Raw genomic sequence first — 25,055 nt, 5'->3', positions numbered from 1 at the left:
TAAGATTGCTGTGGTCAAGCCACTTTTCGACTACCCTTAATTACGTGGTGACCATAAGGCTTAAGTTCATAAGAGGACACACTGAAGCATGAACGTCAATTTTATTAATCCTTTTTTGCAGTCGCTGCTCAATGTTATTTCGACCATGGCCAGCCTAGAGCTCACGCCAGGTAAACCCCAAATCAAAACTGACAACTTAGCCAAAGGCGATGTATCAGGTTTGATTGGTATGGTTGGGCCACAAACCAAAGGCTCACTTTCAATTACGTTTGAGCAAAAACTGGTACTGCAAATCATGCAAAATATGCTGGGCGAAAACCCCGGCAAAATAAATGAAGAAGTAACCGATCTGGTGGGTGAAATCACTAATATGGTTACGGGGGGCGCAAAAAATCTTTTAGGACAAAAGGGTTACGAATTCGAAATGGCAACACCAATGGTCGTTTCAGGTCAAGGGCATACAATTTCCCATAAAGCCAACGGCACCAAAATTATCATGCCATTTACCAGTTCTTACGGAACTGCATTTATCGAAGTTTGCTTCGAAAATTAATTAAATATCATAAGTTTGTAGGAAAACATTGGATGTTTGGTTGGCTGTAACGGGTACGCTTTGCTCCACTAGAGCAAACCTGATAGCCAATCAGTAAATCGATTAACTGTATGCTAGATAAAGAAAAACGGCGCATTAGCGCCGTTTTGTCATTCTAATTTGAGTAAACTATGCTAAGCAAACAGCTACTCTTGGAGTCAGTTTAGTCACTAACTCATAGGCGATGGTACCAATGTGCTCGGCCACCTCCTCTACGGGTAAAGCCTGCCCCCAAAGTAGCACATCATCACCGACTTGATCCGCCGCATCTTGGCCTAAATCTACGGTTAACATATCCATAGATACCCGGCCAACAATCGGCACTCTGCGACCATTTATCCATACAGGCGTGCCTTCGGGCGCATTCCGTGGATAGCCATCACCATAACCAATCGCGACAACCCCAAGGCGAGTATCTTGTTTGGCTGTCCAGTAACAACCATAACCTACGGGTTGATTCGCTTTGTGCTCGCGCACCGCGATCAAACGTGAGACTAAGTTCATCGCGGGGATCAAACCATGGTTCGCACCGCAATCTCCTGTGACAGGAGATACGCCATAGAGCGCAATGCCTGGACGGATCCAATCCCCTTGGCTTTTAGGCCAATAAAGCGCCCCCGCCGAGTTGGCTAAGGTTCTAAACCCAGGTAAATCCGCAGTTAACTGGTTAAAGGTTTGCATTTGTACTTGAGTGTAATGATTATCTGGCTCATCAGCACAGGCAAAGTGGGTCATCAAATGAATAGGTTTGGCAACATTTTCGCAAGCTGCCAAACGCGCATAAACAGTAGTGAATTGTTCAGGTGTGACCCCTAAACGATGCATCCCCGAATCGACTTTTAGCCACACTGTGACAGGTTTCGTTAAGTGTGCCTGTTCTAACATCTCGATTTGCGATTCGTGGTGCACCACAGTATCGATATCGTGCTCCACCAGCAAAGGTAAGTCGGTACTGCGAAAAAAGCCCTCAAGCAATAATAAACGCGCCTTAATACCACCTTCGCGCAGTTCTAATGCCTCTTCCAAACGGGCTAAGCCGAAGCCATCGGCAGTATGTAAACAATGAGCGACATTTAATAATCCATGACCATAACCATTGGCTTTCACCACCGCCATCACTTGGCTGCTGCTCGCCTGTTGGCGTAAAACGGCGAGGTTGTTTTGCAGTGCAGTACTGCTAATTTCTGCTCGAGGAAAAGGTTTCAAAATTTGCCTTGTCTATTTGGAAAAGTCTGGAAATAAAAAGAATACATAAGCTTTGCTTATCTTCTAACACCGGGAATTAATCTTCTTCAAACTGAGGACCAGCATAGTTATCAAAACGGGAAAACTGGCCTTGGAAGGTCAAGCGCACACGTCCAATGGGGCCGTTACGCTGTTTACCGATAATGATTTCCGCCGTGCCCTTATCGGGAGAGTCGTTGTTATACACCTCATCACGGTAAATAAACATGATGAGATCCGCATCCTGCTCAATAGAACCTGATTCACGTAAGTCCGAGTTCACAGGGCGTTTATCGGCACGTTGTTCGAGCGAGCGGTTAAGCTGAGAAAGTGCAATAACGGGGATTTCTAATTCTTTAGCTAATGCCTTAAGAGAACGAGAGATTTCAGCAATTTCAAGGGTACGATTGTCCGATAATGCCGGCACTTGCATCAGCTGCAAGTAGTCGACCATGATCATCGATAATCCGCCATGCTCGCGGGCAATACGGCGGGCACGGCTGCGCACTTCGGTCGGCGTTAAGCCTGAACCATCATCGATATACATCTTGCCTTGCTCAAGCATAATTCCCATGGTCGAGGATACCCGCGCCCAATCCTCATCATCGAGTTGTCCGGTACGGATTTTGGTTTGGTCAACGCGCCCTAAAGAGGCCAACATACGCATCATGATCTGCTCTGAGGGCATCTCGAGGCTGAAAATAAGCACGGGCTTGTCTTCATTCATCGCCGCCTGTTCGCACAGGTTCATCGCAAAGGTCGTTTTCCCCATCGACGGACGCGCCGCCACGATGATCAAGTCGCCGGATTGAAAGCCTGCTGTCATTTTATCGAGATCAGTAAAGCCACTCGATACCCCGGTCACACCGTTGTGTGGGTTGTTGTAGAGCTGCTCAATCTTATCAACGGTTTTTTCCAGAATGGTTTTGATGCCTTCAGGGCCTTCGTTAGCATTGGTACGCTGCTCAGCAATTTTAAAGACTTTGCTCTCAGCTAAATCGAGTAGAGCGCTGGAATCGCGGCCTTCAGGGTTATAACCCGCATCGGCAATCTCATGGGCAACGCGGATCATCTCGCGTACGACTGCGCGCTCACGGACAATTTCAGCATAAGAAACAATGTTGCCCGCACTCGGGGTATTTTTGGCAATCTCACCCAAGTAGGCAAAGCCGCCCGCTTCTTCAAGTTGGTTTTCAAGCTCAAGCTGTTCAGAAACCGTAATTAAGTCGATAGGTTGGCCTGTTTCGACTAAACGGTGCATGGCGGCGAAAATCATCCGGTGCGAGCGAGAATAAAAATCCTCTTTCACTACGGTTTCAGCCACTTTATCCCAAGCGTCGGCGTCTAACATGAGGCCGCCTAATACCGATTGTTCAGCCTCAATTGAATGCGGCGGTAGCTTGAGGCTATCGACCTGCAAATCCCTTGGCTTACTCTTAGGCTTAAAAGCACCTTGTTGTGACATTAACACTCCCGATTTCCAACAACTTAACAAAATATGATATAAAACCCCGTCAAGCAAACAGGTGGTTTACACTGGCCTGTTATCTCACCCAACGGATACTCAAACTAAAAATAAGGAAAGAACATGCGTATTGCATTGGTTGCAGCCTTAGTACTGACCTCTGGCATTGCAACAGCCGATGAAGGGCAATGGCAACCTTATCAAATGCCTTCTATTGCAGACAAACTCAGCGCGCGTGGAATCGATATTCCCGCAGACAAGCTGGCCGATCTCACCAGTTATCCAATGAACGCCGTTGTCGGGCTGGGCTATTGTACCGCCAGTTTTGTCTCGCCCCAAGGGCTAGTTGTGACAAACCATCATTGTGCCTACAAGGCGATACAATATAACACTAAGAAAGAGCATAACTATCTCGAACAAGGCTTTTTAGCCAGCTCAATGGATAAAGAACCGTCGGCCGGTCCCAATGAGCGTTTATACATCACCGAAGCCGTGACCAATGTCACCGCTGAGATCACCAAAGACTTAAGCCAAGATCCACTAAAACGCTACGAAGAGATTGAAAATCACAGTAAAGCCTTAATCAAAAGCTGTGAAGCCGATGATAACTACCGCTGTAACGTTCGCAGCTTCCACAATGGCTTGGAATATTACCTCATCAAGCAATTGATGATCCGCGATGTGCGCCTAGTGTATGCACCACCTGAAAGTGTTGGTGGTTACGGTGGTGATATTGATAACTATGAGTATCCACGCCACTCGGGTGATTTTGCCTTCCTACGGGCTTATGTGGGTAAAGACGGAAAACCTGCGGCTTTCAGCGAAGATAACATTCCTTATACGCCCAAAAGCTATTTAAAAGTGAACGCCGATGGCGTGAAAGCTGGCGATGGCGTGTTTGTGGCAGGCTATCCTGGCACGACCAACCGTTACAATCTCACTAGCGAGCTTAAATTTGCCAGTGATTGGTTGTATCCAACTCAGGCAAAACGCTATCAATTACAGATTGATACTATCGAAGCCATGGGTCAGGAAGATGCCGACATCGCGATTAAATATGCGGGCAATATGGCGTCTATGGCGAACCGGATGAAAAAGCTCAACGGTCTGCTGGCTGGCTTTAAAGCCACGGATATCGTCGGCATTAAGCAGCAACGTGAAGATGACTTTCTGGCTTGGTTAACCAAAAACCCAAACCTTAATCAAAATCTTATCAGCGAACTAGAAGTGTTACTGGCCGAGCAGCAACTGCAAACCCAAACCAATTATTACTTCACCAACGCCCAATCGAGCACACTGCTCACTGCGGCCAACAACCTCTACCGCTTAGCGAAAGAAAAGCAAAAGAGCGATGCCGAGCGTGAAATCGGTTACCAAGAGCGCGACTTAGCCATGTTCAGCTCGCGCTTAAAACGTATCGACTCTAGTTTTGATGTTAAAGTCGATAAAACCCTCTGGTTACAAGATTTAAATGCTTATTTATCGCAGCCAAACCGTGTTGCGGCCTTAGACAATATGCTGAATTTGGACGATAAAAACGTCAGTCTAGAGGCTAAACTTGATGGCCTGTATTCGCTGACCACTCTGACAGACCAAGCGCAACGTTTGGCTTGGATGGACGCCGATGCCAAGGCCTTCGAAACCAGCAGCGATCCGTTTATCCGCCTTGCTGTCGCGCTGTATGACACCAATATGGCCCAGGAAAAAGCAGAAAAAATCCTTGCAGGTAAATTATCTACCGCTCGCCCAGCCTACATGGCAGCCGTTATCGACTACTACAAAGCCAACAATTGGCCAGTGTATCCCGATGCTAACGGTACGCTACGCATCAGCTACGGTATGGTCGATGGTTATCAATCCCGCGATGCGCTGTACAAACAGCCATTTACACGTCTTGATGGGATAGTAGCTAAGCACACTGGCGTTGAGCCCTATAACGCACCGAAAAAACTGCTCGATGCAATCCATGAGCAGCGTTTTGGCGATCACTTAGTGAAATCTGTCTATCAAGATCCCCGTGGCTGGATTTGCCGTCTGTTTTCTTGCTTAGACAAGCCAGAAGAATTCAACTCAGTACCAGTTAACTTCTTATCGAGCGTAGATACCACAGGTGGCAACTCAGGCTCACCCGTATTTAACGGCAAAGGGGAACTTGTAGGACTTAACTTCGACTCCACCTACGAAGCAATTACTAAGGATTGGTTCTTCAATCCCACCATCACCCGTGCCGTGCACGTGGATATTCGTTATATCCTATGGATGATGGATGAAGTTGACCATGCCGATAATCTGATTAAAGAACTGGATTTAGTAAGAAACTAATTATTATTAATCTGTCATGATTAATGATAATGGAATTAACTAATATGAACCGTTTAATTTAATCAATATAAATTAAGCATCTTTAAAAACCGTCCAAGAAATATTCCTTGGACGGTTTTTATTTTATGTAATTTATCAATTTGTGATCTACCGCATTATCAATTCACCAAAAACTCAATCAAAGCGTCTTAATTAGTATTATTTAAAGCAAGACTACACATGGACAATTTGTCCAACCTAAAAATAAAATCTAGTGATAAAAGCCACATTAACCAACAAATTTCAATCTAAGCCTTTAAAACATCACAAATAGTGGTAGGCAAACACAAAAAGAAAAATAACACACTGTATTTAAATAAAAAAATATAAAAATCACCACTATAAAATTAACCAAGATTGTTATTTTTATTTCTCAAAAAAACTCAAAACACGCAAATAAAACCATTAAAAACACCTGTTTTATCAAAAACCATAAAACTTGATCACCATCATGTTTTTCATAGGTTCAATTTCCTATCATCCAGCCGCCTAAAATTTCACAAATTAAATGTAACCGTCAACATAAGCACTTAACAAACACATTAAATAACACTGAAAATATAATTCAGGTTGAAAATGAGGAACGCAAAATTCTATGACAGCGACAACTTATCAACCAGGAGAAATCCAAGGGCTGATCAAGATTAATGCATCCAAATGCAAAGGATGTGATGCTTGCAAACAGTTCTGCCCAACCCACGCCATTAATGGTGCCTCGGGTGCAGCGCACTCTATCGATGAAGATAAATGTTTAAGTTGCGGACAGTGTTTAATCAACTGCCCCTTTAGCGCCATTGAAGAAACCCACAGCGCCCTTGAAACCGTGATTAAAAAACTCGCCGATAAGAATACCACCGTCGTTGGCATTATCGCCCCTGCGGTACGGGTGGCGATTGGTGAAGAATTTGGCTTAGGCACGGGCGAACTGGTGACAGGTAAACTCTATGGCGCCATGAATCAGGCGGGCTTTAAGATTTTTGATTGTAACTTTGCCGCCGATCTCACCATTATGGAAGAAGGCAGTGAGTTTATTCATCGCCTCCATGCCAATGTGAAAGGTGAAGAAAATGCAGGTGCATTGCCGCAGTTCACCTCCTGCTGCCCGGGCTGGGTACGCTACCTCGAAACCCGCTACCCTGCACTTTTACCCAACCTGTCAACCGCCAAATCGCCCCAGCAAATGGCCGGAACGGTTGCCAAAACTTACGGCGCCAAGGTGTATCAAATGCAGCCGGAGAATATTTTCACCGTCTCTGTGATGCCTTGTACCTCGAAAAAACTCGAAGCCTCACGCCCCGAATTTAACTCGGCTTGGCAATATCATCAGGAACACGGAGCTAACACGCCTTCGTACCAAGATATTGATGCCGTGCTCACCACAAGGGAAATGGCACAGTTACTCAAACTGCTTGATATCAATCTCGCTAATACCGCGGAATATCAAGGTGATAGTTTGTTCTCTGAATACACAGGCGCGGGCACTATTTTTGGTACAACCGGCGGGGTGATGGAAGCGGCACTGCGTACCGCCCATAAAGTGCTGACTGGCGCTGAAATGGCTAAGTTGGAATTTGAACCCGTACGTGGATTAAAAGGGGTGAAATCAGCCTCTGTCAGCCTGTTTGATACCCAGCTTAAACAAAATGTGACCGTCAATGTCGCCGTAGTGCATGACATGGGCAACAACATCGAACCCGTGCTACGCGATGTGATGGCAGGCACCTCTCCCTACCACTTTATTGAAGTGATGAACTGCGCAGGTGGTTGCGTTAACGGTGGAGGTCAACCTATTGAGGGTAAAGGCTCTTCATGGCTTGGTAACATTTAACGGGAAACAGAAATGAACAAGAAAAAACACCTATTTGCCGAGGACAGTTTCTTTCTGTCACGCCGTAAATTTATGGCCGTTGGCGCCGCGTTTGTGGCTGCGCTCGCGATCCCTATCGGCTGGTTTACCAGCAAACTTGAGCGCCGGAATGAATACATTAAGGCCAGAAGCCAAGGGTTATATAAGGACGATAGCCTAGCGAAAAAACGTGTCAGCCACGCCAACCCCGCCGTTGAAAAGTACTACAAAGAGTTCGGTGGCGAGCCATTAGGACATATGTCCCACGAGCTGCTACACACCCACTTTGTCGATCGCACCAAATTAAGCTCTTGATTGGAGATGAGAAATGCATCAAGAACATGATATGAGACCCATTTTAAAACATCCGCTAAACGTCAGGATCTTCCACTACATCCTGCTGCTCAGCTTTTTGCCATTAGCCGCAACGGGTTTGCTATTGTTTTTTAAACCGCTTTCCCAAGAAGGTATGCAGCTAACCTATGATGTGCACATTATTGCAGGGATTGTTATGGCCCTCGATGCTGTGGCATTTACCATCATGGCATTCGATCGAGTGGTACTGTTTATCGCCCGTGTGTTTAGTTTCTCAGGGCGCGATGTGAAATGGTTTATGGTGTTAGGCGGCTACCCACAGAAATTCTTACTGGGTAAAAAAGTGCCTATTCCACCGATGAACAAATACAACTCAGGCCAAAAACTCTTTGGTGCCTGCGTACTGATTGGCGGCACACTATTAATCCTCTCCGGTTTAGTGCTGTGGCTCATTCCCCATGCTGCGCCGCGGGATATAGTGTGGTTTTTAGGTCAAGCCCATTTAGTCTCTGGCCTAGTGTTAACCGCCTTCTTACCCGTGCATTTATTCCTCGCGGTGTACCGCTTCGATGACTTCAAAGCCATGATGATCCACGGCAATGTGCCCTACCATGATGCCGCTGAGTACACCCCTCTGTGGGTTAAAAATGAAATTGCCCCCGTCGCCACTAACGGTGAACAGCTGACAAGCAAATAGCTAAGTCTCCAGCGGCAGTTGCACACAACTGCCGCATTTTCACATTCATACTCAAGGGCATAGATAACCATGAGCACACACGAGCATCATTCCATTACCGTCACTGACTATAATCCCAACGTCAGCTTTATCGACGATAAAGCGATTTGGCAGACCATTGAAGACGCCAGTAATCCAAGTCGCGAGCAAGTCCTCGCCATTCTCGACAAGGCGCGCCAGTGTGAAGGCTTAAGCATTAGCGAGACCGCCATTTTGCTGCAAAACCAAGATAAGGCCTTGGATGAAGCACTCTTTACCGTCGCCCGTGAGATTAAAAACACCATTTACGGCAATCGTATAGTGATGTTTGCACCGCTATATGTGTCGAATCATTGCGCCAATAGTTGTAGTTATTGCGGCTTTAACGCCGATAACCATGAGCTCAAACGTAAAACCTTAAAACAGGATGAGATCCGCCAAGAGGTTACGATCCTTGAAGAAATGGGTCACAAACGGATCCTTGCCGTTTATGGCGAGCATCCACGCAACAATGTGCAAGCCATTGTTGAAAGTATTCAAACCATGTACAGCGTTAAGCAAGGCAAGGGCGGAGAAATTCGTCGTATCAACGTCAACTGCGCGCCAATGAGTGTGGAGGACTTTAAGCAACTTAAAACCGCGGCGATAGGCACTTATCAATGCTTTCAAGAAACCTATCATCAAGACACCTACAGCCAAGTCCATCTTAAAGGGAAAAAAACCGACTTTTTATACCGCCTCTACGCCATGCACAGGGCGATGGAAGCAGGAATCGACGATGTCGGTATCGGCGCGCTCTTTGGCCTGTATGACCATAGATTTGAGCTGCTCGCCATGCTCACACATGTTCAGCAACTCGAAAAAGACTGTGGCGTTGGCCCACATACCATCTCCTTTCCGCGGATTGAACCTGCCCATGGTTCGGCTATCAGTGAAAAACCGCCCTATGAGGTCGATGATGACTGCTTTAAGCGCATTGTAGCCATCACTCGCCTTGCCGTGCCTTATACCGGGCTGATTATGAGCACGCGGGAAAGTGCGGCGCTGCGCAAAGAACTGTTAGAACTCGGGGTTTCACAAATCAGCGCAGGCTCGCGTACCGCACCGGGTGGTTATCAAGACAGCAAACAAAATCAACATGATGCCGAGCAATTCAGCCTTGGTGATCAACGAGAGATGGACGATATTATTTATGAGCTAGTGACTGATTCAGATGCTATTCCCTCTTTCTGCACGGGTTGTTACCGCAAAGGACGAACTGGCGATCACTTTATGGGATTAGCCAAACAGCAGTTTATTGGCAAATTCTGCCAGCCCAATGCCTTGATCACCTTTAAGGAATATTTGAACGATTACGCCAGTGAAAAGACTCGCGAGGCTGGCAATGCGCTGATAGAGCGAGAACTGGCTAAAATGAGCCCGTCACGGGCGCGCAATGTGCGCGGCTGCTTGCAAAAAACCGATGCGGGTGAACGGGATATCTATCTATAAATGGCATCTTATCTATTCTCAGATCTCGGCGTGCAGTTGCATTTCGGCCTTAACACTAGCGCCTTACTGAATGCGATAGAACGCGCTGATGAAATCGTGCTACACGCGGCCATTTACAGTAATTTTGCCGATAATGCCGTAGGGCAGTTGTTATTGCAGCGGCTACAAAACGCCAGCTTAAAGCAACTCACCCTCATTAAACTTGAGCCCACTCGTCTATGGCGGGATGAGTTTGCCACCATCCTAAGGCCCGAGATGCCGCTGCAAGAGGTTGAGCAGCTGTATGATATTTCCCGCCACTGGTGCGCTGAGCTTAAAACGCAGTTTCCTGAGGCCATCAATTTAGTTTCGACCCAAGCGCTACCACTGCAACCTATATTGCTGATTGGCGATAGACTCTTTGTCGGCCACTACGCCCATAGCCATACCACTTCAGCTCAGGGGCTTTGGCTGGAGTTTGATGCTATTGCTTTAGGTCTTGCGCCAAACAGCTTAATCGATTGGTTTGATACAGGCATCCCCAGTGAGCAAAACTCAGCGGTAGAAGTAGCCCTAGGCCGTTATGTTGATGAATGCCGCCGCGCAGTGGGCGATCTTTGGTATCAGAGCTTGATTGAGCTAGATAAAGGGCGTAACTAATGATCACTCGCCCTAGCCAGCCAGTGCCAGTGACTCAGTCAACGTCCGTTAAACCGACCTTGCTTAAGCCCACAGTGTTTTCCTATGCCGAAATCCTTTCGCTACTTCAGGGGCAAGACGATGAATGGTTATTTAGTCGCGCCCAGCTCGCCACTGAATTGCAATTTAATCAACAGGTGTATTTACGCGGCATTGTCGAGTTTTCGAATCACTGTCGTAACCACTGCCATTACTGTGGTTTACGCACCGAAAATCGGCAGGTAACACGCTATCGACTCTCGAACGAAGAAATCCTTAACGCAGTGGATAGCATTGCCGAGCTGGGACTAGGTACTGTGGTGCTGCAATCGGGGGATGACTTTAACTACAGCGGCAATCGTATCAGTACCCTTATCAGTGAAATTAAGCAGCGCCATAACCTAGCAATCACCCTCTCCCTCGGTGATCGCAAACATCATGAGTTGGAAAGCTGGCGAGAGGCGGGTGCCGATCGCTATTTACTCAAGATGGAAACCTTCGACCGCGCCCTCTTTGCTCGGTGTCGCCCTAAAGCCAATTTTGACGAGCGCATTGCAAGGCTCAATTATCTTAAGTCTCTGGGATATCAAACTGGCTCAGGGATTATTGTCGATTTACCGGGAATGACGGATGCGATTTTAGCGTGTGATATTCAGCATTTATCGGAGTTGCAGCTCGATATGCTGGCCTGCGGCCCCTTTATTGCCCATCACCAAACACCGTTTACGACTTCACCCAATGGCAGCGCCCTTAAGAGTCATAGGATTAGCGCTATTTTGCGACTGATGAATCCGGGGGCGAATATTCCTGCCACCAGTTCCCTCGACGCCCTCGAAAAAGGCGCAAGGGAACTGGCACTCAAACGCGGATGTAATGTGCTTATGCCCTCCTTCACCCCAGCACAAGTCAGTGGCGATTACAGCATCTATCCGGGAAAAAACCAGCAAAAAAACCCAGCAGCAGAGCGACTTAACCAAGTCTGCCAGCAAATTCAACGCCACGGGCTAATCCCCTCCTTTAGCCGCGGTGATTCAAAAAGGACCCAATATGTGTCAAGGCATTAATCCACAAGAGCATAGCCAAACCCAATCGGCACCAAGAGGAATGCGCTACCATATCGCCTTGGTCGGTCGGCGTAATTCGGGGAAATCCTCCCTACTTAATATGATCGCAGGGCAACAGATCTCGATAGTATCCGATATTAAAGGCACAACCACAGATGCCGTGGCCAAGGCCTATGAGTTACAACCCTTAGGGCCGGTGACCTTTTACGATACCGCTGGCATAGACGATGAAGGGACATTAGGAATGATGCGAGTGAGCGCCACTCGCAGAGTGTTGTTTCGCTCCGATATGGCACTCTTAGTCGTTGATGAGCACGGGCTGTGCCCCTCAGACATGGCATTAATCGATGAAATACAGCAATTAGAAATGCCAATACTCGTAGTATTCAATAAAGCCGATATCTGCCTCCCCAAAGCAGAGGATATTACCTTTTGCCAGACTCAATCCTTACCCTTTATTGTCGTTTCTGCCGCCACAGGTCTTGCAGGTAAACAGCTTAAGCAGTTGATGGTCGAATTAGCACCTGCGGAGTATAAGCAGGAACCGCTCCTAGCGGGCGACCTCTATCAAGCGGGGGATGTCATTCTCTGCGTCGTCCCTATCGATATGGCCGCACCTAAGGGACGATTGATCCTGCCACAGGTGCAGATACTGCGTGAGGCGCTTGATCGCAGCGCCATCGCAATGATCGTCAAAGAAACAGAACTAACGCAGGCATTATCAGTGGTTACGCCTAAGCTGGTGATTTCTGATGCTCAAGCGATTAAGCAAGTCGCCGCCACAGTGCCAGACGCTGTCCCTCTCACCACCTTCTCAACCTTATTTGCCCGATTTAAAGGCGATTTAGCCGTTCTCGCTGCGGGAGCTGATGCTTTAGATAAATTGCAAGATGGCAATAAAGTGCTCATCGCCGAAGCCTGTAGTCACAATGTGCAGGAGGACGATATTGGCCGAGTTAAACTTCCCCGCTGGATAAATAGCTACACCGGCAAACAACTCGAGTTTGTAGTTACATCTGGGCACGACTTTCCCGATGATTTAGAACAATATGCCCTCGTCATCCACTGCGGCGCTTGTATGTTTAACCGCAATGAAATGCTCCGTCGCATCCGCGAATGTCAACGGCGGCAGGTGCCTATCACTAACTATGGGGTAGCAATTTCTAAATTGCAGGGCGTACTACCGCGAGTGCTTGCGCCTTTTAACAACAGTCCGCAGCAATAACATATTGAGCCTTAGTGCCAGGCTTAGCTGCGATGAAGTAGCTAAGCCTGTTTATCCTTGATGCTTGACAAACAACCACTTACACAACAATACGAACTAAATCGCGCCCATAAAAAAACACCGCCTAAGCGGTGTTTTTTTAGTTTAAAGCAGTATGTAATTAAGCTTCTGCAACGATAGAAACTTTAACAACAGCTTTAACTTCAGTGTGTAACTGAACTTCAACTTCGAAGTCGCCAGTAGTACGCAGAGCGCCTAATGGTAAACGAACTTCTGATTTAGCCAGTTCAACGCCAGCAGCAGTTACTGCATCAGCGATGTCACGGTTGCCAACTGAACCAAACAGTTTGCCTTCATCACCCGCTTTAGAAGCAATAACAACAGCTTCCAGAGCAGCGATTTTCTCAGCACGTTGGTTAGCAGCAGCCAGATCAGCAGCGATTTTAGCTTCTAATTCAGCGCGACGAGCTTCAAATACTTTAACGTTGCTTTCGTTAGCAACAACAGCTTTACCTTGTGGCAGCAGGTAGTTACGAGCGTAACCAGCTTTAACTGCAACTTGGTCACCCAGGTTACCCAGGTTAGCGATTTTATCAAGCAGAATAACGTTCATTATCAAATCCTCTATATTCGATTAGGAATACTGCAATTACTGATGTAAATCAGTGTATGGCAGTAGAGAAAGATAACGAGCACGCTTGATAGCGCGAGCTAGTTGACGCTGATATTTAGCACTAGTACCAGTGATACGGCTTGGAACGATTTTGCCGCTTTCAGTGATGTAGTTCTTTAAAGTAACGATATCTTTGTAATCAATTTCTGCAACACCTTCAGCGGTGAAACGGCAGAACTTGCGACGACGGAAATAACGTGCCATTTGACAGTCTCCTAAGTTTTCAATTCGACATTTTCGGCATGGATGACTAAGCGATTTTGGCCATTTCGCCCCTGTTGAAGCGTCATAAAACCTTGTACTTGTACTTCCACACCTGCTTTCAGATTATCTGCCACGCTTTCAAAACGTGGTCCACTCAATATCACTTGTATTTGAACGTAGACATTGCGGAGCATATCTGCTTCATAACGCTGCGATTTGTGTTCTAGCATGATCACACTATGTGCAATGCCTGCCGGGCTTTTAAAGCGTCTGGAACGGGTTATGGTTCCTGACAACACCAAGTTATTGGTGGTCACAGAAAAACTTACTCAGCGATTTCTTCAGCGTTAGCTTCATCATATGAGCGGTCGCCAGCTGGGCCACGACGTGAATCGCGCTCATCTTTAGCTTTCGCCATTGGAGATGCTTCAGTAACGGCAACTTTAGTACGCATTACCATGTTACGCAGAACTGCGTCGTTGAAACGGAAAGCAGTTTCTAGCTCTTCAATCGTCTCTGCTGGTGCTTCAACGTTCATCAGAACATAGTGAGCTTTATGCAGATCTTGGATTGGGTAAGCCAGTTGACGACGGCCCCAATCTTCTAAACGGTGGATTTTGCCGTTAGCTTCGGTGATAACACCGGTGTAACGCTCAATCATACCTGGTACTTGTTCACTTTGATCTGGGTGAACCATAAATACGATTTCGTAATGACGCATTTATTGCTCCTTACGGTTATATAGCCTCGTTATTGGCTCAGTCAAACCAAATAGAGGCAAGGAACGAAAATAGTGACTGATTTGAGCGCGAGATAGTACAGAAAGCAGACGCGAAACTCAAGCAATAACTTTGCCTCAACACCCAATACAGGTATGATGACGCCTCACCCCTATTCGGATATCAGACACCGGCCACTCAAGAACCCATACTAATGTTACGAGCAATGCTAAAAGTTATCGCCCCTTTGAGTTTTTTTTGCCTATCTTTTCCTGCACTTGCGCTTGTTCCTCCCGATTATCAGGAGCCACCAAGTGATTTGACTGCAGAAGTCGAAGCCGGCTTACAATTGAACACAGGCAATACCGAATCGAGCAGTTTTAATGGTCGAACCCAACTGATTTACGATACTAAACAAACTAAGCAGGAAGCGACGCTAAAAGCGTATTTTGCTTCTGAAAAAAATCAAACCACCTCAGAAAAGTACGAACTCCAACTTCAAAGCAACTATAAACTCAACAAAGGTTATATCTTCGGCCGTGGCGACTTCACTTGGGATCAGTTTGGTAGTTATACCCAAATCTCAACTCTTTCTTCGGGTTATGGTTTTAACGCAATTAGTAGCTACAAGACCAAACTCAGTCTCGAAATCGGCCCTGGTTATCGATACAACTTGCCTGCCGAGTCAGTCGCAGAGCCAGACCCCGCTCCCGAAAAGGATGTGATCCTACGTACTGCGGCAAAGTTTTCTCAAAAATTACAGGAATACACCAGTATCAATGCCGATCTCACCGCCGAGGTGGGCGAAAATAACAACACCCTGACTCTCGATATGAACTACAAAAATTTAGTATTTCAGGATTGGGCCTTTAAAATCGGCATGAACATCAAGTTCACCGAAGTGGTTCCTGAGGGCAGCCAGCAGACGGATACCATCACCACCTTTAACTTGCTGTATACCTTTAGATAAACAAGCAATAAAACGATTTGGCTGGCACAACAATTCCCCACTCAGCCAAATCCCATTTCAGCACAATTTAGTGACCCACACATAAAAACGATAAATTAGTCGATAAATTCCAACATTTTGCAACACGGAATAAACACCGACTGCTGATATACTCTCCCTGGCAATCATACAAGGAGCAGTTAATGACAAACCCGCTACGTACTTTCGCCTCTTTATATAGCACGACGTTATTAACAGTGCTGGCTGGCGGTTTACTCACCACATATTTAGGCCTTAGGCTCTCGGTGATGCATGTTCCGCAGTTGTGGATAGGTAGCATGATGTCGGCCTACTATGTCGGCCTTGTCGCAGGATCTAAGATTGGCCACCGGCTAATCGCCCAAGTCGGACATATCCGTGCCTTTGTCGCTAGTGCTGGGATCGTTGCCGCCTCCGCACTGGGTCATGCACTCGTAGATGAGTTGGCGATTTGGATCCTGCTAAGACTTATCGTCGGTATGGGGATGATGTGCCAATACATGGTGCTCGAAAGTTGGCTCAATGAACAGGCTGAAAGCAGCCAACGCGGCACTGTGTTTGCCAGCTACATGATAGTCTCGTACTTCGGTTTGATCTTGGGCCAAGGTGCCATCAGCCTCTATCCTGAACTCGGTCTAGAGCCGCTGTTACTGATCGCCATCTGCTTTGCCCTGTGTATTGTCCCGATTTCTTTAACGCGGCGTATTCACCCAGCACCACTGGTGCCCGCCCCCTTAAAAATTGCTCACTATTGGCGCAAAGCGCCGCAGGCACTCACGACCATTGCCATTGGCAGCATGATTGTCGGCTCCTTTTACGGTTTGGCGCCTGCTTATGCGAGTAACTTAGGTTTACCGCCCGAGAAGGTGGCCACCTATATGACGGCCACCATTCTCGCGGGTCTGCTCGCCCAATGGCCAATGGGAAAATTATCTGACATTATGTCCCGCAGTCGCCTTATCCGCATCAACTGTATACTGCTTGGGATCTTAGCATTAGCTATCGCCCTCACACCCTATCATCCGACACTCTCACTGGTGATGACGTTTCTGTTCGGCATTCTTGGCTTTACCTTCTATCCCTTGGCAACCGCACTGGCTAATTCCCGTGTCGAGCAAAGTGAAAGGGTAGGACTATCGGCAACCATTTTGCTCACCTTTGGCATGGGCGCCAGCATCGGCCCATTAATCGCCTCAACTCTTATGCAATGGTTTGGCAACAGCATGCTCTATGGTTTTATGTCGGCCTGTACTTTAATCCTATTTTTACGGCTACGTTATGTTCACTCACAGCAAAAAACCGAAACCAGTGTCACCCAAGACTACATCATGGCGACCGGTGACTTAGTCTCATCACCACTGGCTGCGGCGCTTGACCCGAGGGTGGATGTTGAATCGGTGCAGGAACACATGACACCAACACAGCAGGAAGATGAAGAAGATTTAGGTGCCGATGCCCTTGTTGAAGATTCAGATCATGATAACGAGCAACAGCTAACATTCGAGTTTGAATTTCACCCAGCGCCCAGCTTTATCCACGATGAGACAAACGAGGTGGACGAATCCAACCTCGATGCTATTAAAACCAATTAAGGGTTGATTTAGGCAGTAAAGAATCCACCTTCTGAAGAAGGTGGCTTTGTTTTAACCCCCTAAAAAGGGGCCTTTATTCAAGAGCAAGTTGACCCTGCTCTTGCCGCTCTACTTTCTCTTGATGCCTAACGTATCTACGGATTATTTCCTCGTTAATTCCAATCGAATCGACGAAGTATCCTCTCTGCCAAAAATGATTTCCCCAAAGTTTATTCTTACGTAGGTAAGGAAATTTACTGAATATTTTCAAAGCTATCTTACCTTTTAACGCCCCCATTAAATTCGATATAGATATCTTCGGAGGTACCTTCACCACTAAATGAACATGGTCAACTTGAACATTTAGCTCCATGACTATGCATCCCATTTGATGGCAATAAACCTGAATGCATCGATAAACCTCTTTTCCGACATTACCTTTCAATATCCGAAAGCGGTACTTTGGTGTCCAGACTATATGATATTGACATCGCCAGAACACATGCGATGCTTGCTCGTATCTACTCATGTTATTTGCCTCTTTTGACTTCGCTAAAAATCAAAGATGCATTTAACATGGGTAGGTATACAGGCAAAGCCTCAAATGATGATAACCACCTACTGAAGTAGGTGGTTTTGGGCTAAAAGTAAAGAATCCGCCTTCTTAGAAGGCGGCTTTGATTTGCCCCTGGAAGGGGCTATTTCCTTACACCTACTTCATCTGTAGCGACAATTGAGCATCATGCTCTAGATCTTGCTTATCTTGATGGCGAACATAGCGTCTTATGATTTCCTCATTTACGCCTACCGTATCAACAAAATAACCCCTCGCCCAAAAGCTATTTCCCCATAACTTCTTGCGAACATGAGGGAATTTGTTAAAAAGCCTTATTGCGCTCCTACCCTTCAATATCCCCATTAATGTGGATACTGACAACTTTGGGGGAATTATCACGACTAGATGCACATGATCTATCTGGACGTTTAATTCTAAGACCTCACAACTTTTCATATTGCATAGAATATAAATCGACCTGTAGAGCTCTTTACCAAGGTTACCTTTTAGAATTTTGAATCTGTACTTAGGCGTCCAAACGATATGATATTTACAACGCCAGTAAACATGTGATGAACTTCTGTAATCGCCCATGTTTCTCGTTTCCTCTTACTTGTGGTGAATAAGAAGGTCTCTTTTAACATGGGCGTTATTCAGGCTATAGCCTTAAGGGACAATCACCACCGCCAGAGGCGGTGGTTTTGGGATGACAATAAAAAAAGACGGGCTCGCCCGTCTTTTTTATTGATATATATCAATTAGCTACGGCGTTGACGCACGGCTTCGAATAGGCAAATACCCGTGGCGACCGACACGTTTAAGCTAGAGACGCTTCCCGACATCGGAATCGAAACTAAAGTATCGCAACATTCACGACTTAAGCGGCGTAAACCTTTGCCTTCGGCGCCCATCGCAATCGCCAGCGGCCCTTTAAGATCGGCTTGATAAAGCTCGCAATCCGCTTCACCCGCCGTGCCGACAATCCACACGCCCTTTTCCTGCAGATGGCGCATAGTGCGCGCGAGGTTAGTCACTTGGAATAACGGCACGGTTTCAGCTGCGCCGCAAGCGACCTTACTAACCACAGCCGTTAAGCCAACGGAGTTATCCTTTGGCACAATAATGCCCTGCACGCCCGCCGCATCGGCGTTACGTAAGCAAGCACCTAGGTTATGCGGATCGGTAACGCCATCTAAAATCAAAAAAAACGGTAAGTCGGTCTTAGCTAACAGCTCATCTAAGTCATGCTCACCAAGGATTTTAGCCGCTTTCACACGGGCAATAATACCTTGGTGCTGAGTACTTTCGGCTTTCTCGTCCAACACTTTGCGTGAAGTCACTTGAATGCTCGTACCAAAGGCTTTCGCTTGACGGATCAGCGGGGTTAAACGCTCATCCTCACGGCCCTGCAACAACCAAAGTTCAATAATGCGCTCAGGGCTGTGTTTTAGCAGCGCTTCAACCGCGTGGATCCCAAAAATAATATCTTGTTTTTTCATTTACTTCTTTCTCGTGCTTCGCTTCGCGGCCTTTGGCTTTTTCGCCGTATCTTTTACGCTTTTCTTAGGCTTAGTGCCCGCTTTAGACTTACTCGCCGCTTTGTCTGAACCTGCTTTCGCTTTAACGCCAGTCGATTTAGCCGTTTTCGCCATTTTCGCGCCTTCGCGGTTTACCCGCTCACGGGCTGTCATGGGTTTTTCTCGACTAGGTGCCGCCTTGCGGCGACCGCCTTTACCACTGTCGCCAATCATGACTAAGTCAATCTGTCTATCATCCAAGTTTACCGCGGCCACTTTTACCGTAACGGGGTCACCCACTTGATAGATTTGACCTGTGTGCTCACCAATCAAACGCTGACGCATAGGATCGAACTGGTAATAATCGCTGCCCAGACTAGAAATATGCACTAAGCCATCGATAAATAAGTCATTTAAGCGAACGAATAAACCAAAGTTAGTGACAGAGGCAATCACGGCCTCGAAGGTGTCACCCACATGGTCCTGCATAAATTCACATTTAAGCCAGTCGCTTACATCACGTGTTGCTTCATCGGCGCGGCGTTCAGTCGTAGAACATTCTTCGCCTAATTTATCTAATTCATCGAGTTGATAGTGGTAGCCACCATCGGGAGTCCATTTCTCATTGGCTTCACCTTTTTCTTTCGCCAACAAATAGCGGATCACTCGGTGCAGCACTAAGTCAGGATAACGACGAATAGGCGAGGTAAAATGCGCGTATTCTTCCAGTGCCAAACCAAAATGGCCTTCGTTATCAGGCGTGTATATAGCTTGGCGCATAGAGCGCAGCAACATCACTTGAATAAGTTCAGCATCGGGACGGTCGGCAATCTGCAACATCACATTTTGATAATCTGCAGGCGTTGGCTCAAGCCCACCGCCCATGCTCAAACCACGCTCAGCTAAAAACTCTTTAAAGTTTGCCAGTTTCTGCTCAGAGGGCGACTCGTGCACTCGATAGAGGATTTCACCCTTATGCTTTTTCACAAACTTAGCGGCAGACACGTTCGCCAAAATCATACATTCTTCAATGATTTTATGAGCTTGATTACGCGCTCTTGGCACAATCTTATCGATCTTGCGCTGTTCGTTAAAAATAAACTGCGTTTCTATCGTCTCAAATGCTATCGCACCGCGCTCTGCGCGCTGTTCATCAAGCGCTAAATAAAGCGACTGTAAGCATTGAAGATGTGGAAAGAGTGCTTCATGCTCAGGCGCAATCGGCCCACCTTCGAGCATGGCTGCCACTTGGGTGTAAGTGAAACGCGCATGTGAATGCATCACCGCGGGATAAAACTTATAACCCGATAGCTTACCGCGGGCTGAAACCGTCATCTCTGCAACCATACACAGGCGGTCAACATGAGGATTGAGTGAACACAAGCCGTTAGAGATTTTCTCCGGTAACATTGGGATCACTTGCGATGGGAAGTACACCGAGTTACCACGGGCACGGGCTTCAGTATCTAAGGCCGAATCGGTGCGCACATAATAGCTTACATCTGCAATCGCCACCCACAGACGCCAACCACCACTGGGTTTAGCTTCGGCATAAACAGCATCGTCAAAGTCGCGGGCATCTTCACCATCGATGGTCACTAAGGGTAGATCACGCAGATCGACACGACCCACTTTATCAGACTCAGTCACTTCATCGGGAATACGGCGCAGTTTCTTTTCAATGGCGGCCGACCACGTATGGGGAAGATCGTAATTGCGTAGGGCTATTTCGATTTCCATTCCCGGTGCCATTTGCTTGCCAAGCACTTCGGTCACTTTGCCTGCGGCTTTAACAAATCGACCGGGACGACGGGTTAATTCTACCACCACCACATCGCCTTGACGGGCGCCATTGCGATCTTCACTAGCGATTAAAATTTCTTGGGTAATGCGCTTATCATCGGCAATCACAAATGCCATGCCACTGTCGACATGGAATCGACCAACAATCGCAGCACTACGGGGCTGGATCAAACGGACAATACGGGCTTCACGACGACCTTTACGATCCATACCGGCTTTTTGTGCCAGCACTTTATCGCCATGGAAATACATCAGCATGTCGCGATTTGAGATAAATAAATCGTCGCCACCTTCGTCAGGTTTAAAGAAGCCGTAGCCTTCTCGGTGCCCAAGAACAATGCCGGGGATCAGATCCATTTTTTCAGGTAAGCCGTAGCTTTGACCGCGGGTAAATACCAATTCACCGTCGCGCTCCATCGCCCGTAAACGGCGGCGCAGGGCTTCTAATTGCTCTTCATCATGGATCTGTAGTGCAGCAGCGATGCTGTCACGGGTAATAGGTGATTTTTGAGAACGTAAGTACTCGATAATATACTCACGACTTGGGATAGGGTTTTCGTACTTATCCTGTTCACGCTCGAAATGAGGGTCTTTGATCATTCAATATCCAATATTTTTGTCTCAATCAGTAGAGACAACTCAACGGGTTCGCAAGTGCTCTTGCTGGGCCCGCGCCACTGCACTGGCGGGCATTTTAGCGGCTAACACCTGCAGTAATGACAAGGCTTTTTTCTTAGTCGCCTCATCGGTAAATACATTGTTGTATAACCAGTTATAGGCCATTTCATAGTCTCTTGGACTACCATAACCTTCACCGTATAAACGGACCAGCATCATCCGCGCAGCTAAACTACCGCTCGCTGCCGCTGGCAATAAATAATTGACCGCACGGTCTTTATTACGAATAACAAACTTACCATTTTGATAATATTCGGCAAGTTTCACCATGGCCTCGGGGCTGCCCTGCTCAGCTGCATCACGCAATAACCCCATCCCTTTGACCGCATTGGCTTTTACACAGGTTCCGTGGTTGAGCATTTCTCCCCACAAAAACTGATACAGGGGCTGCTTTAAGACTTCTGCGCGCGCTTCGATGTCTTGCACTAGCTGACAGTCATCTTGTTTGACTCTTGCCAAATACTTTTCACCGCGGATCATTTCAAGCAATTGATCTTGAGAATAAATATCCACCGCCTGTGTTTCAGCAAAGCACATTGAAGATACTAAGGGCAGCAGCGCAACTAATGCAGTACGTAGCATAACGACTCTCAATGACAATAAGGTGAATACTTGCATCGGCAGTATAACCTATTTCTTGAGCTCGAGCCGAATTTCTAACCACGAAAGCAAACAGGAAGGAACAGCAGAGGAAGAAAAGGCCGTGAAACACGGCCTCTACGATTTTAGTGAAACGGGCTAACTAAAATCATCGTCTCATTACGGTCTGGACCGGTAGAAATGATGTCGATCGGCGTTTCTAACAACTCTTCAATACGCTTGATGTAGTTGATAGCTGCTTGCGGTAACTGCTCTAAAGAGGTCGCACCGAAAGTCGACTCGCTCCAGCCTGGCATAGTTTCATAAACAGGCGTGACCTGCTCATAACCTTCAGCTGCTAATGGCGTAACTTTGGAGATAGTGCCATCTGGATGTTGATAACCCACACAGATCTTCACTTCTTTCAGGCCATCAAGTACGTCTAACTTAGTTAAGCAGAAGCCGCTTACGCTGTTGATTTGTACTGCGCGGCGCATTGCCACTGCATCTAACCAACCTGGACGACGTTTACGACCAGTAGTCGCACCAAATTCATGACCTTTAGTCCCTAAATGATCACCCACTTCACATAAGAGTTCAGTTGGGAAAGGACCAGCACCAACGCGAGTGGTGTATGCCTTCATGATACCTAAGACATAGTCTAAATGACGTGGACCAAAGCCGCTGCCTGTCGCCACACCACCTGCGGTCGTATTTGACGAAGTCACAAACGGATAAGTACCGTGGTCAATGTCTAACAGTGTACCTTGTGCGCCTTCGAACAGGATTGGCTCACCCGCTTTACGCGCGTTATCCAAAAGTTCAGTCACGTCAACACACATGCTCTTCAGATAGTCAGCTAAGGCTAACGCATCGCTAAGTGTTTGCTCGTAATCTACGGCGTCAACTTTGTAGTACTCTGTCAGCATAAAGTTATGATATGCCATAACTTCTTTCAGCTTTTCAGCAAATAGTTCAGCATTGAACAGATCGCCCACACGCAGACCGCGACGGGAAATCTTATCTTCATACGCAGGACCAATACCACGACCCGTAGTTCCAATAGCTTTGTTACCGCGCGCTTTTTCGCGAGCGATGTCTAAGGCACAGTGGAATGGTAGGATCAGCGGACATGCTTCAGAAATCAGCAGACGTTCCTCAACAGGAATGCCACGCTCTTTGAGCATGTTGATTTCTTTCATCAGTGCGTCGGGTGCAAGCACCACACCATTACCGATAATGCATTTAACATTGTCGCGTAGGATGCCTGATGGGATCAGATGAAGTACGGTTTTATCGCCATTGATCACTAAAGTGTGACCTGCGTTATGACCGCCCTGGTAGCGAACTACATATTTTGCCTGTTCTGTTAGAAGGTCGACAATCTTACCTTTTCCTTCGTCACCCCATTGAGTGCCGAGAACAACTACGTTTTTGCCCATTGTTTGCTGCAAGGTTGTGGTTAAAAAAGAATTCTAACAGATTTTAAACCGCAAGTGGTAAGGCATTTATGAAAAAATAATCAAAATGACCACACCAGCAGTGACCAATGAGCCACCGATTCGACGCAAAACTTGCTGATTTTGATTGGAAAGTTCATTTAAATATCGGCGCCATTTATTGGGGAATAACAATGGTCCCACACCTTCCAAAATCAGCACCAGTGCAATGGCTAGCATAAATAACTGTAAGCTCATCTTCCTCTCTCTTAGCTTTTTCTACCCTAAAAATCGGTGATTAATACGAGGATAACCAATTTTAGGCAATAAAAAACCCAGCATAAGCTGGGTTTTTTGAGATTCCAAAACGTATTAACGCTTAGAGAATTGTGGCTTACGACGTGCTTTACGTAGACCCACTTTCTTACGCTCAACTTTACGAGCGTCACGGGTAACGAAACCAGCAGAACGTAATGATGGACGCAGAGCTTCATCTAATTGCATCAGGGCACGAGTGATACCGTGACGGATTGCACCTGCTTGGCCAGTGATACCACCGCCTTTAACAGTTACATAGATGTCCAGCTTGTCAGTCATTTCAACTAACTCTAATGGTTGACGAACAACCATACGAGCAGTTTCACGACCAAAGTATTGGTCCAAAGGACGTTGATTTACAACGATGTTGCCACTACCAGCTTTAGCGAATACGCGTGCTGTAGAGGTTTTGCGACGGCCAGTGCCGTAGTACTGAGTTGCAGCCATTTGCTTAATCCCGTTTAGATATCAAGAACTTGAGGTTGTTGTGCAGCGTGGTTATGTTCTGCGCCAGCGTAAACTTTCAGTTTACGGAACATGGCACGGCCCAGTGGACCTTTTGGTAACATACCCTTAACTGCTTTCTCGATGATCATTTCTGGCTTATGAGCTTGCAGCTTTTCAAAGCTGATTTGCTTAATGCCACCAGGGAAGCCTGAGTGCGAGTAGTACGTCTTGCCTTGCGCTTTGTTACCAGTAACAGTAACTTTCTCAGCGTTGATAACGATGATGTAATCACCAGTGTCAACGTGAGGAGTGTATTCAGGCTTGTGCTTACCGCGTAAACGCAGAGCGATTTCGGTAGCGATACGACCTAAAGTTTTGCCGTCTGCATCAACGACGAACCAGTCACGAGTTACAGTTTCTGGTGTAGCAGTAAAAGTCTTCATTATTACAAAAACCCAAAGTTAATTTTCTGTCTCACATGTTGCTTGCAATGACAAACAACACAAAATTGCCTTTCAGTACCCCTTCGAGTACTTAACTCGGCGTACAACTTCCACCTAGTTTGGCGGAGTAACGTGGGCAGGTGGCGGATTATAGACAAACGTGAG

At 46.8% G+C, this 25,055-nt stretch carries 26 protein-coding genes; 11 read left to right on the top strand and 15 right to left on the bottom strand.

Translation table 11 applies throughout. The features are described from left to right. Positions 1–88: 88 nt before the first annotated feature. Entirely contained in the window at positions 89–553 is a 465-nt protein-coding gene (locus KXJ80_RS06100; RefSeq protein ID WP_037422113.1) for a chemotaxis protein CheX, read from the top strand. Between the two features lie 168 nt (positions 554–721). Here the strand turns inward: KXJ80_RS06100 and alr are convergent, their stop codons facing one another. After that, positions 722–1,798, bottom strand: a complete 1,077-nt coding sequence (gene alr, locus KXJ80_RS06095) for an alanine racemase (protein ID WP_099457472.1) — start codon at positions 1,796–1,798, stop codon at positions 722–724. 76 nt (positions 1,799–1,874) lie between these two features. Then, entirely contained in the window at positions 1,875–3,281 is a 1,407-nt protein-coding gene (gene dnaB, locus KXJ80_RS06090) for a replicative DNA helicase (protein ID WP_037422109.1), read from the bottom strand. Positions 3,282–3,404: 123 nt separating this feature from the next. Here dnaB and KXJ80_RS06085 point away from each other — a divergent pair, with 123 nt between their 5' ends. The 8 genes from KXJ80_RS06085 to hydF all read left to right on the top strand — a co-directional run bounded on the left by KXJ80_RS06085 (position 3,405) and on the right by hydF (position 12,955). Next, complete coding sequence (locus tag KXJ80_RS06085; RefSeq protein ID WP_218737996.1) at positions 3,405–5,603, top strand: S46 family peptidase; 2,199 nt, start codon at positions 3,405–3,407, stop codon at positions 5,601–5,603. 634 nt (positions 5,604–6,237) lie between these two features. After that, complete coding sequence (gene hydA, locus KXJ80_RS06080; RefSeq protein WP_055647694.1) at positions 6,238–7,470, top strand: iron hydrogenase large subunit HydA; 1,233 nt, start codon at positions 6,238–6,240, stop codon at positions 7,468–7,470. A 12-nt stretch (positions 7,471–7,482) separates the two neighbouring features. Continuing rightward, positions 7,483–7,803, top strand: coding sequence for an iron hydrogenase small subunit HydB (gene hydB / locus KXJ80_RS06075; RefSeq protein WP_023268564.1), 321 nt, complete (start codon positions 7,483–7,485; stop codon positions 7,801–7,803). A gap of 13 nt (positions 7,804–7,816) precedes the next feature. Then, complete coding sequence (locus KXJ80_RS06070; protein ID WP_047539320.1) at positions 7,817–8,500, top strand: cytochrome b/b6 domain-containing protein; 684 nt, start codon at positions 7,817–7,819, stop codon at positions 8,498–8,500. A 69-nt stretch (positions 8,501–8,569) separates the two neighbouring features. Then, on the top strand, positions 8,570–10,009 hold the full coding sequence (hydG, locus tag KXJ80_RS06065; protein WP_099457470.1) for a [FeFe] hydrogenase H-cluster radical SAM maturase HydG: 1,440 nt from the start codon (positions 8,570–8,572) through the stop codon (positions 10,007–10,009). Further along, positions 10,010–10,648 (top strand): hypothetical protein, encoded by a 639-nt coding sequence (locus tag KXJ80_RS06060; protein WP_259474580.1) that lies wholly within the window; start codon positions 10,010–10,012, stop codon positions 10,646–10,648. Next, a complete protein-coding gene (gene hydE / locus KXJ80_RS06055; RefSeq protein ID WP_218737994.1) occupies positions 10,648–11,730 on the top strand; it encodes a [FeFe] hydrogenase H-cluster radical SAM maturase HydE in 1,083 nt (360 codons plus the stop codon). The genes KXJ80_RS06060 and hydE overlap by 1 nt, the downstream gene beginning before the upstream one ends. Next, entirely contained in the window at positions 11,714–12,955 is a 1,242-nt protein-coding gene (gene hydF / locus KXJ80_RS06050) for a [FeFe] hydrogenase H-cluster maturation GTPase HydF (RefSeq protein WP_192937913.1), read from the top strand. Before hydE ends, hydF begins: the two co-directional genes overlap by 17 nt. Before the next feature lie 160 nt (positions 12,956–13,115). Here the strand turns inward: hydF and rplI are convergent, their stop codons facing one another. The 4 genes from rplI to rpsF are packed head-to-tail and all read right to left on the bottom strand — an operon-like array spanning position 13,116 to position 14,553. Further along, positions 13,116–13,568, bottom strand: a complete 453-nt coding sequence (gene rplI / locus KXJ80_RS06045) for a 50S ribosomal protein L9 (protein WP_037422085.1) — start codon at positions 13,566–13,568, stop codon at positions 13,116–13,118. A 36-nt stretch (positions 13,569–13,604) separates the two neighbouring features. Beyond that, complete coding sequence (gene rpsR, locus KXJ80_RS06040) at positions 13,605–13,832, bottom strand: 30S ribosomal protein S18 (RefSeq protein ID WP_006083042.1); 228 nt, start codon at positions 13,830–13,832, stop codon at positions 13,605–13,607. Between the two features lie 11 nt (positions 13,833–13,843). After that, positions 13,844–14,149: a primosomal replication protein N gene (priB, locus tag KXJ80_RS06035; protein WP_011073673.1), complete on the bottom strand. Its 306-nt coding sequence runs from the start codon at positions 14,147–14,149 to the stop codon at positions 13,844–13,846. An 8-nt stretch (positions 14,150–14,157) separates the two neighbouring features. Further along, positions 14,158–14,553 carry a 30S ribosomal protein S6 gene (rpsF, locus tag KXJ80_RS06030; protein ID WP_011623998.1) on the bottom strand — a complete coding sequence of 132 codons (396 nt, stop codon included), beginning with the start codon at positions 14,551–14,553 and terminating at the stop codon, positions 14,158–14,160. 224 nt (positions 14,554–14,777) lie between these two features. On the opposite strand from rpsF, the gene KXJ80_RS06025 reads away from it, so the two are divergent. Together KXJ80_RS06025 and KXJ80_RS06020 are read left to right on the top strand one after the other, a co-directional pair. After that, positions 14,778–15,521: a DUF481 domain-containing protein gene (locus KXJ80_RS06025; protein ID WP_069454269.1), complete on the top strand. Its 744-nt coding sequence runs from the start codon at positions 14,778–14,780 to the stop codon at positions 15,519–15,521. Positions 15,522–15,703: 182 nt separating this feature from the next. Beyond that, positions 15,704–17,131 carry an MFS transporter gene (locus KXJ80_RS06020; RefSeq protein ID WP_099457467.1) on the top strand — a complete coding sequence of 476 codons (1,428 nt, stop codon included), beginning with the start codon at positions 15,704–15,706 and terminating at the stop codon, positions 17,129–17,131. Between the two features lie 73 nt (positions 17,132–17,204). Here the strand turns inward: KXJ80_RS06020 and tnpA (KXJ80_RS06015) are convergent, their stop codons facing one another. The 9 genes from tnpA (KXJ80_RS06015) to rplM form a co-directional block, all read right to left on the bottom strand. Then, positions 17,205–17,639 (bottom strand): IS200/IS605-like element ISShes8 family transposase, encoded by a 435-nt coding sequence (gene tnpA / locus KXJ80_RS06015; protein WP_039978090.1) that lies wholly within the window; start codon positions 17,637–17,639, stop codon positions 17,205–17,207. A 183-nt stretch (positions 17,640–17,822) separates the two neighbouring features. Further along, on the bottom strand, positions 17,823–18,260 hold the full coding sequence (gene tnpA / locus KXJ80_RS06010; protein ID WP_011623097.1) for an IS200/IS605-like element ISShes4 family transposase: 438 nt from the start codon (positions 18,258–18,260) through the stop codon (positions 17,823–17,825). 164 nt (positions 18,261–18,424) lie between these two features. Beyond that, positions 18,425–19,165 carry a 23S rRNA (guanosine(2251)-2'-O)-methyltransferase RlmB gene (rlmB, locus tag KXJ80_RS06005; protein ID WP_099456971.1) on the bottom strand — a complete coding sequence of 247 codons (741 nt, stop codon included), beginning with the start codon at positions 19,163–19,165 and terminating at the stop codon, positions 18,425–18,427. Beyond that, positions 19,166–21,586, bottom strand: a complete 2,421-nt coding sequence (rnr, locus tag KXJ80_RS06000; protein ID WP_099456972.1) for a ribonuclease R — start codon at positions 21,584–21,586, stop codon at positions 19,166–19,168. Positions 21,587–21,625: 39 nt separating this feature from the next. Continuing rightward, positions 21,626–22,282, bottom strand: coding sequence for a flagellar protein MotX (motX, locus tag KXJ80_RS05995; RefSeq protein WP_082389636.1), 657 nt, complete (start codon positions 22,280–22,282; stop codon positions 21,626–21,628). Between the two features lie 107 nt (positions 22,283–22,389). Further along, positions 22,390–23,685, bottom strand: a complete 1,296-nt coding sequence (locus KXJ80_RS05990; RefSeq protein ID WP_099456973.1) for an adenylosuccinate synthase — start codon at positions 23,683–23,685, stop codon at positions 22,390–22,392. A gap of 66 nt (positions 23,686–23,751) precedes the next feature. Then, complete coding sequence (locus KXJ80_RS05985; protein WP_099456974.1) at positions 23,752–23,940, bottom strand: DUF2065 domain-containing protein; 189 nt, start codon at positions 23,938–23,940, stop codon at positions 23,752–23,754. A 114-nt stretch (positions 23,941–24,054) separates the two neighbouring features. Continuing rightward, positions 24,055–24,447 carry a 30S ribosomal protein S9 gene (gene rpsI, locus KXJ80_RS05980; protein ID WP_006083052.1) on the bottom strand — a complete coding sequence of 131 codons (393 nt, stop codon included), beginning with the start codon at positions 24,445–24,447 and terminating at the stop codon, positions 24,055–24,057. A gap of 14 nt (positions 24,448–24,461) precedes the next feature. Next, a complete protein-coding gene (rplM, locus tag KXJ80_RS05975; protein ID WP_011073682.1) occupies positions 24,462–24,890 on the bottom strand; it encodes a 50S ribosomal protein L13 in 429 nt (142 codons plus the stop codon). Positions 24,891–25,055: the final 165 nt, after the last annotated feature.

Source organism: Shewanella xiamenensis, from assembly GCF_024971755.1.
Lineage (GTDB): Bacteria > Pseudomonadota > Gammaproteobacteria > Enterobacterales > Shewanellaceae > Shewanella > Shewanella xiamenensis.
This window is presented reverse-complemented; position numbering and strand designations above follow the sequence as displayed.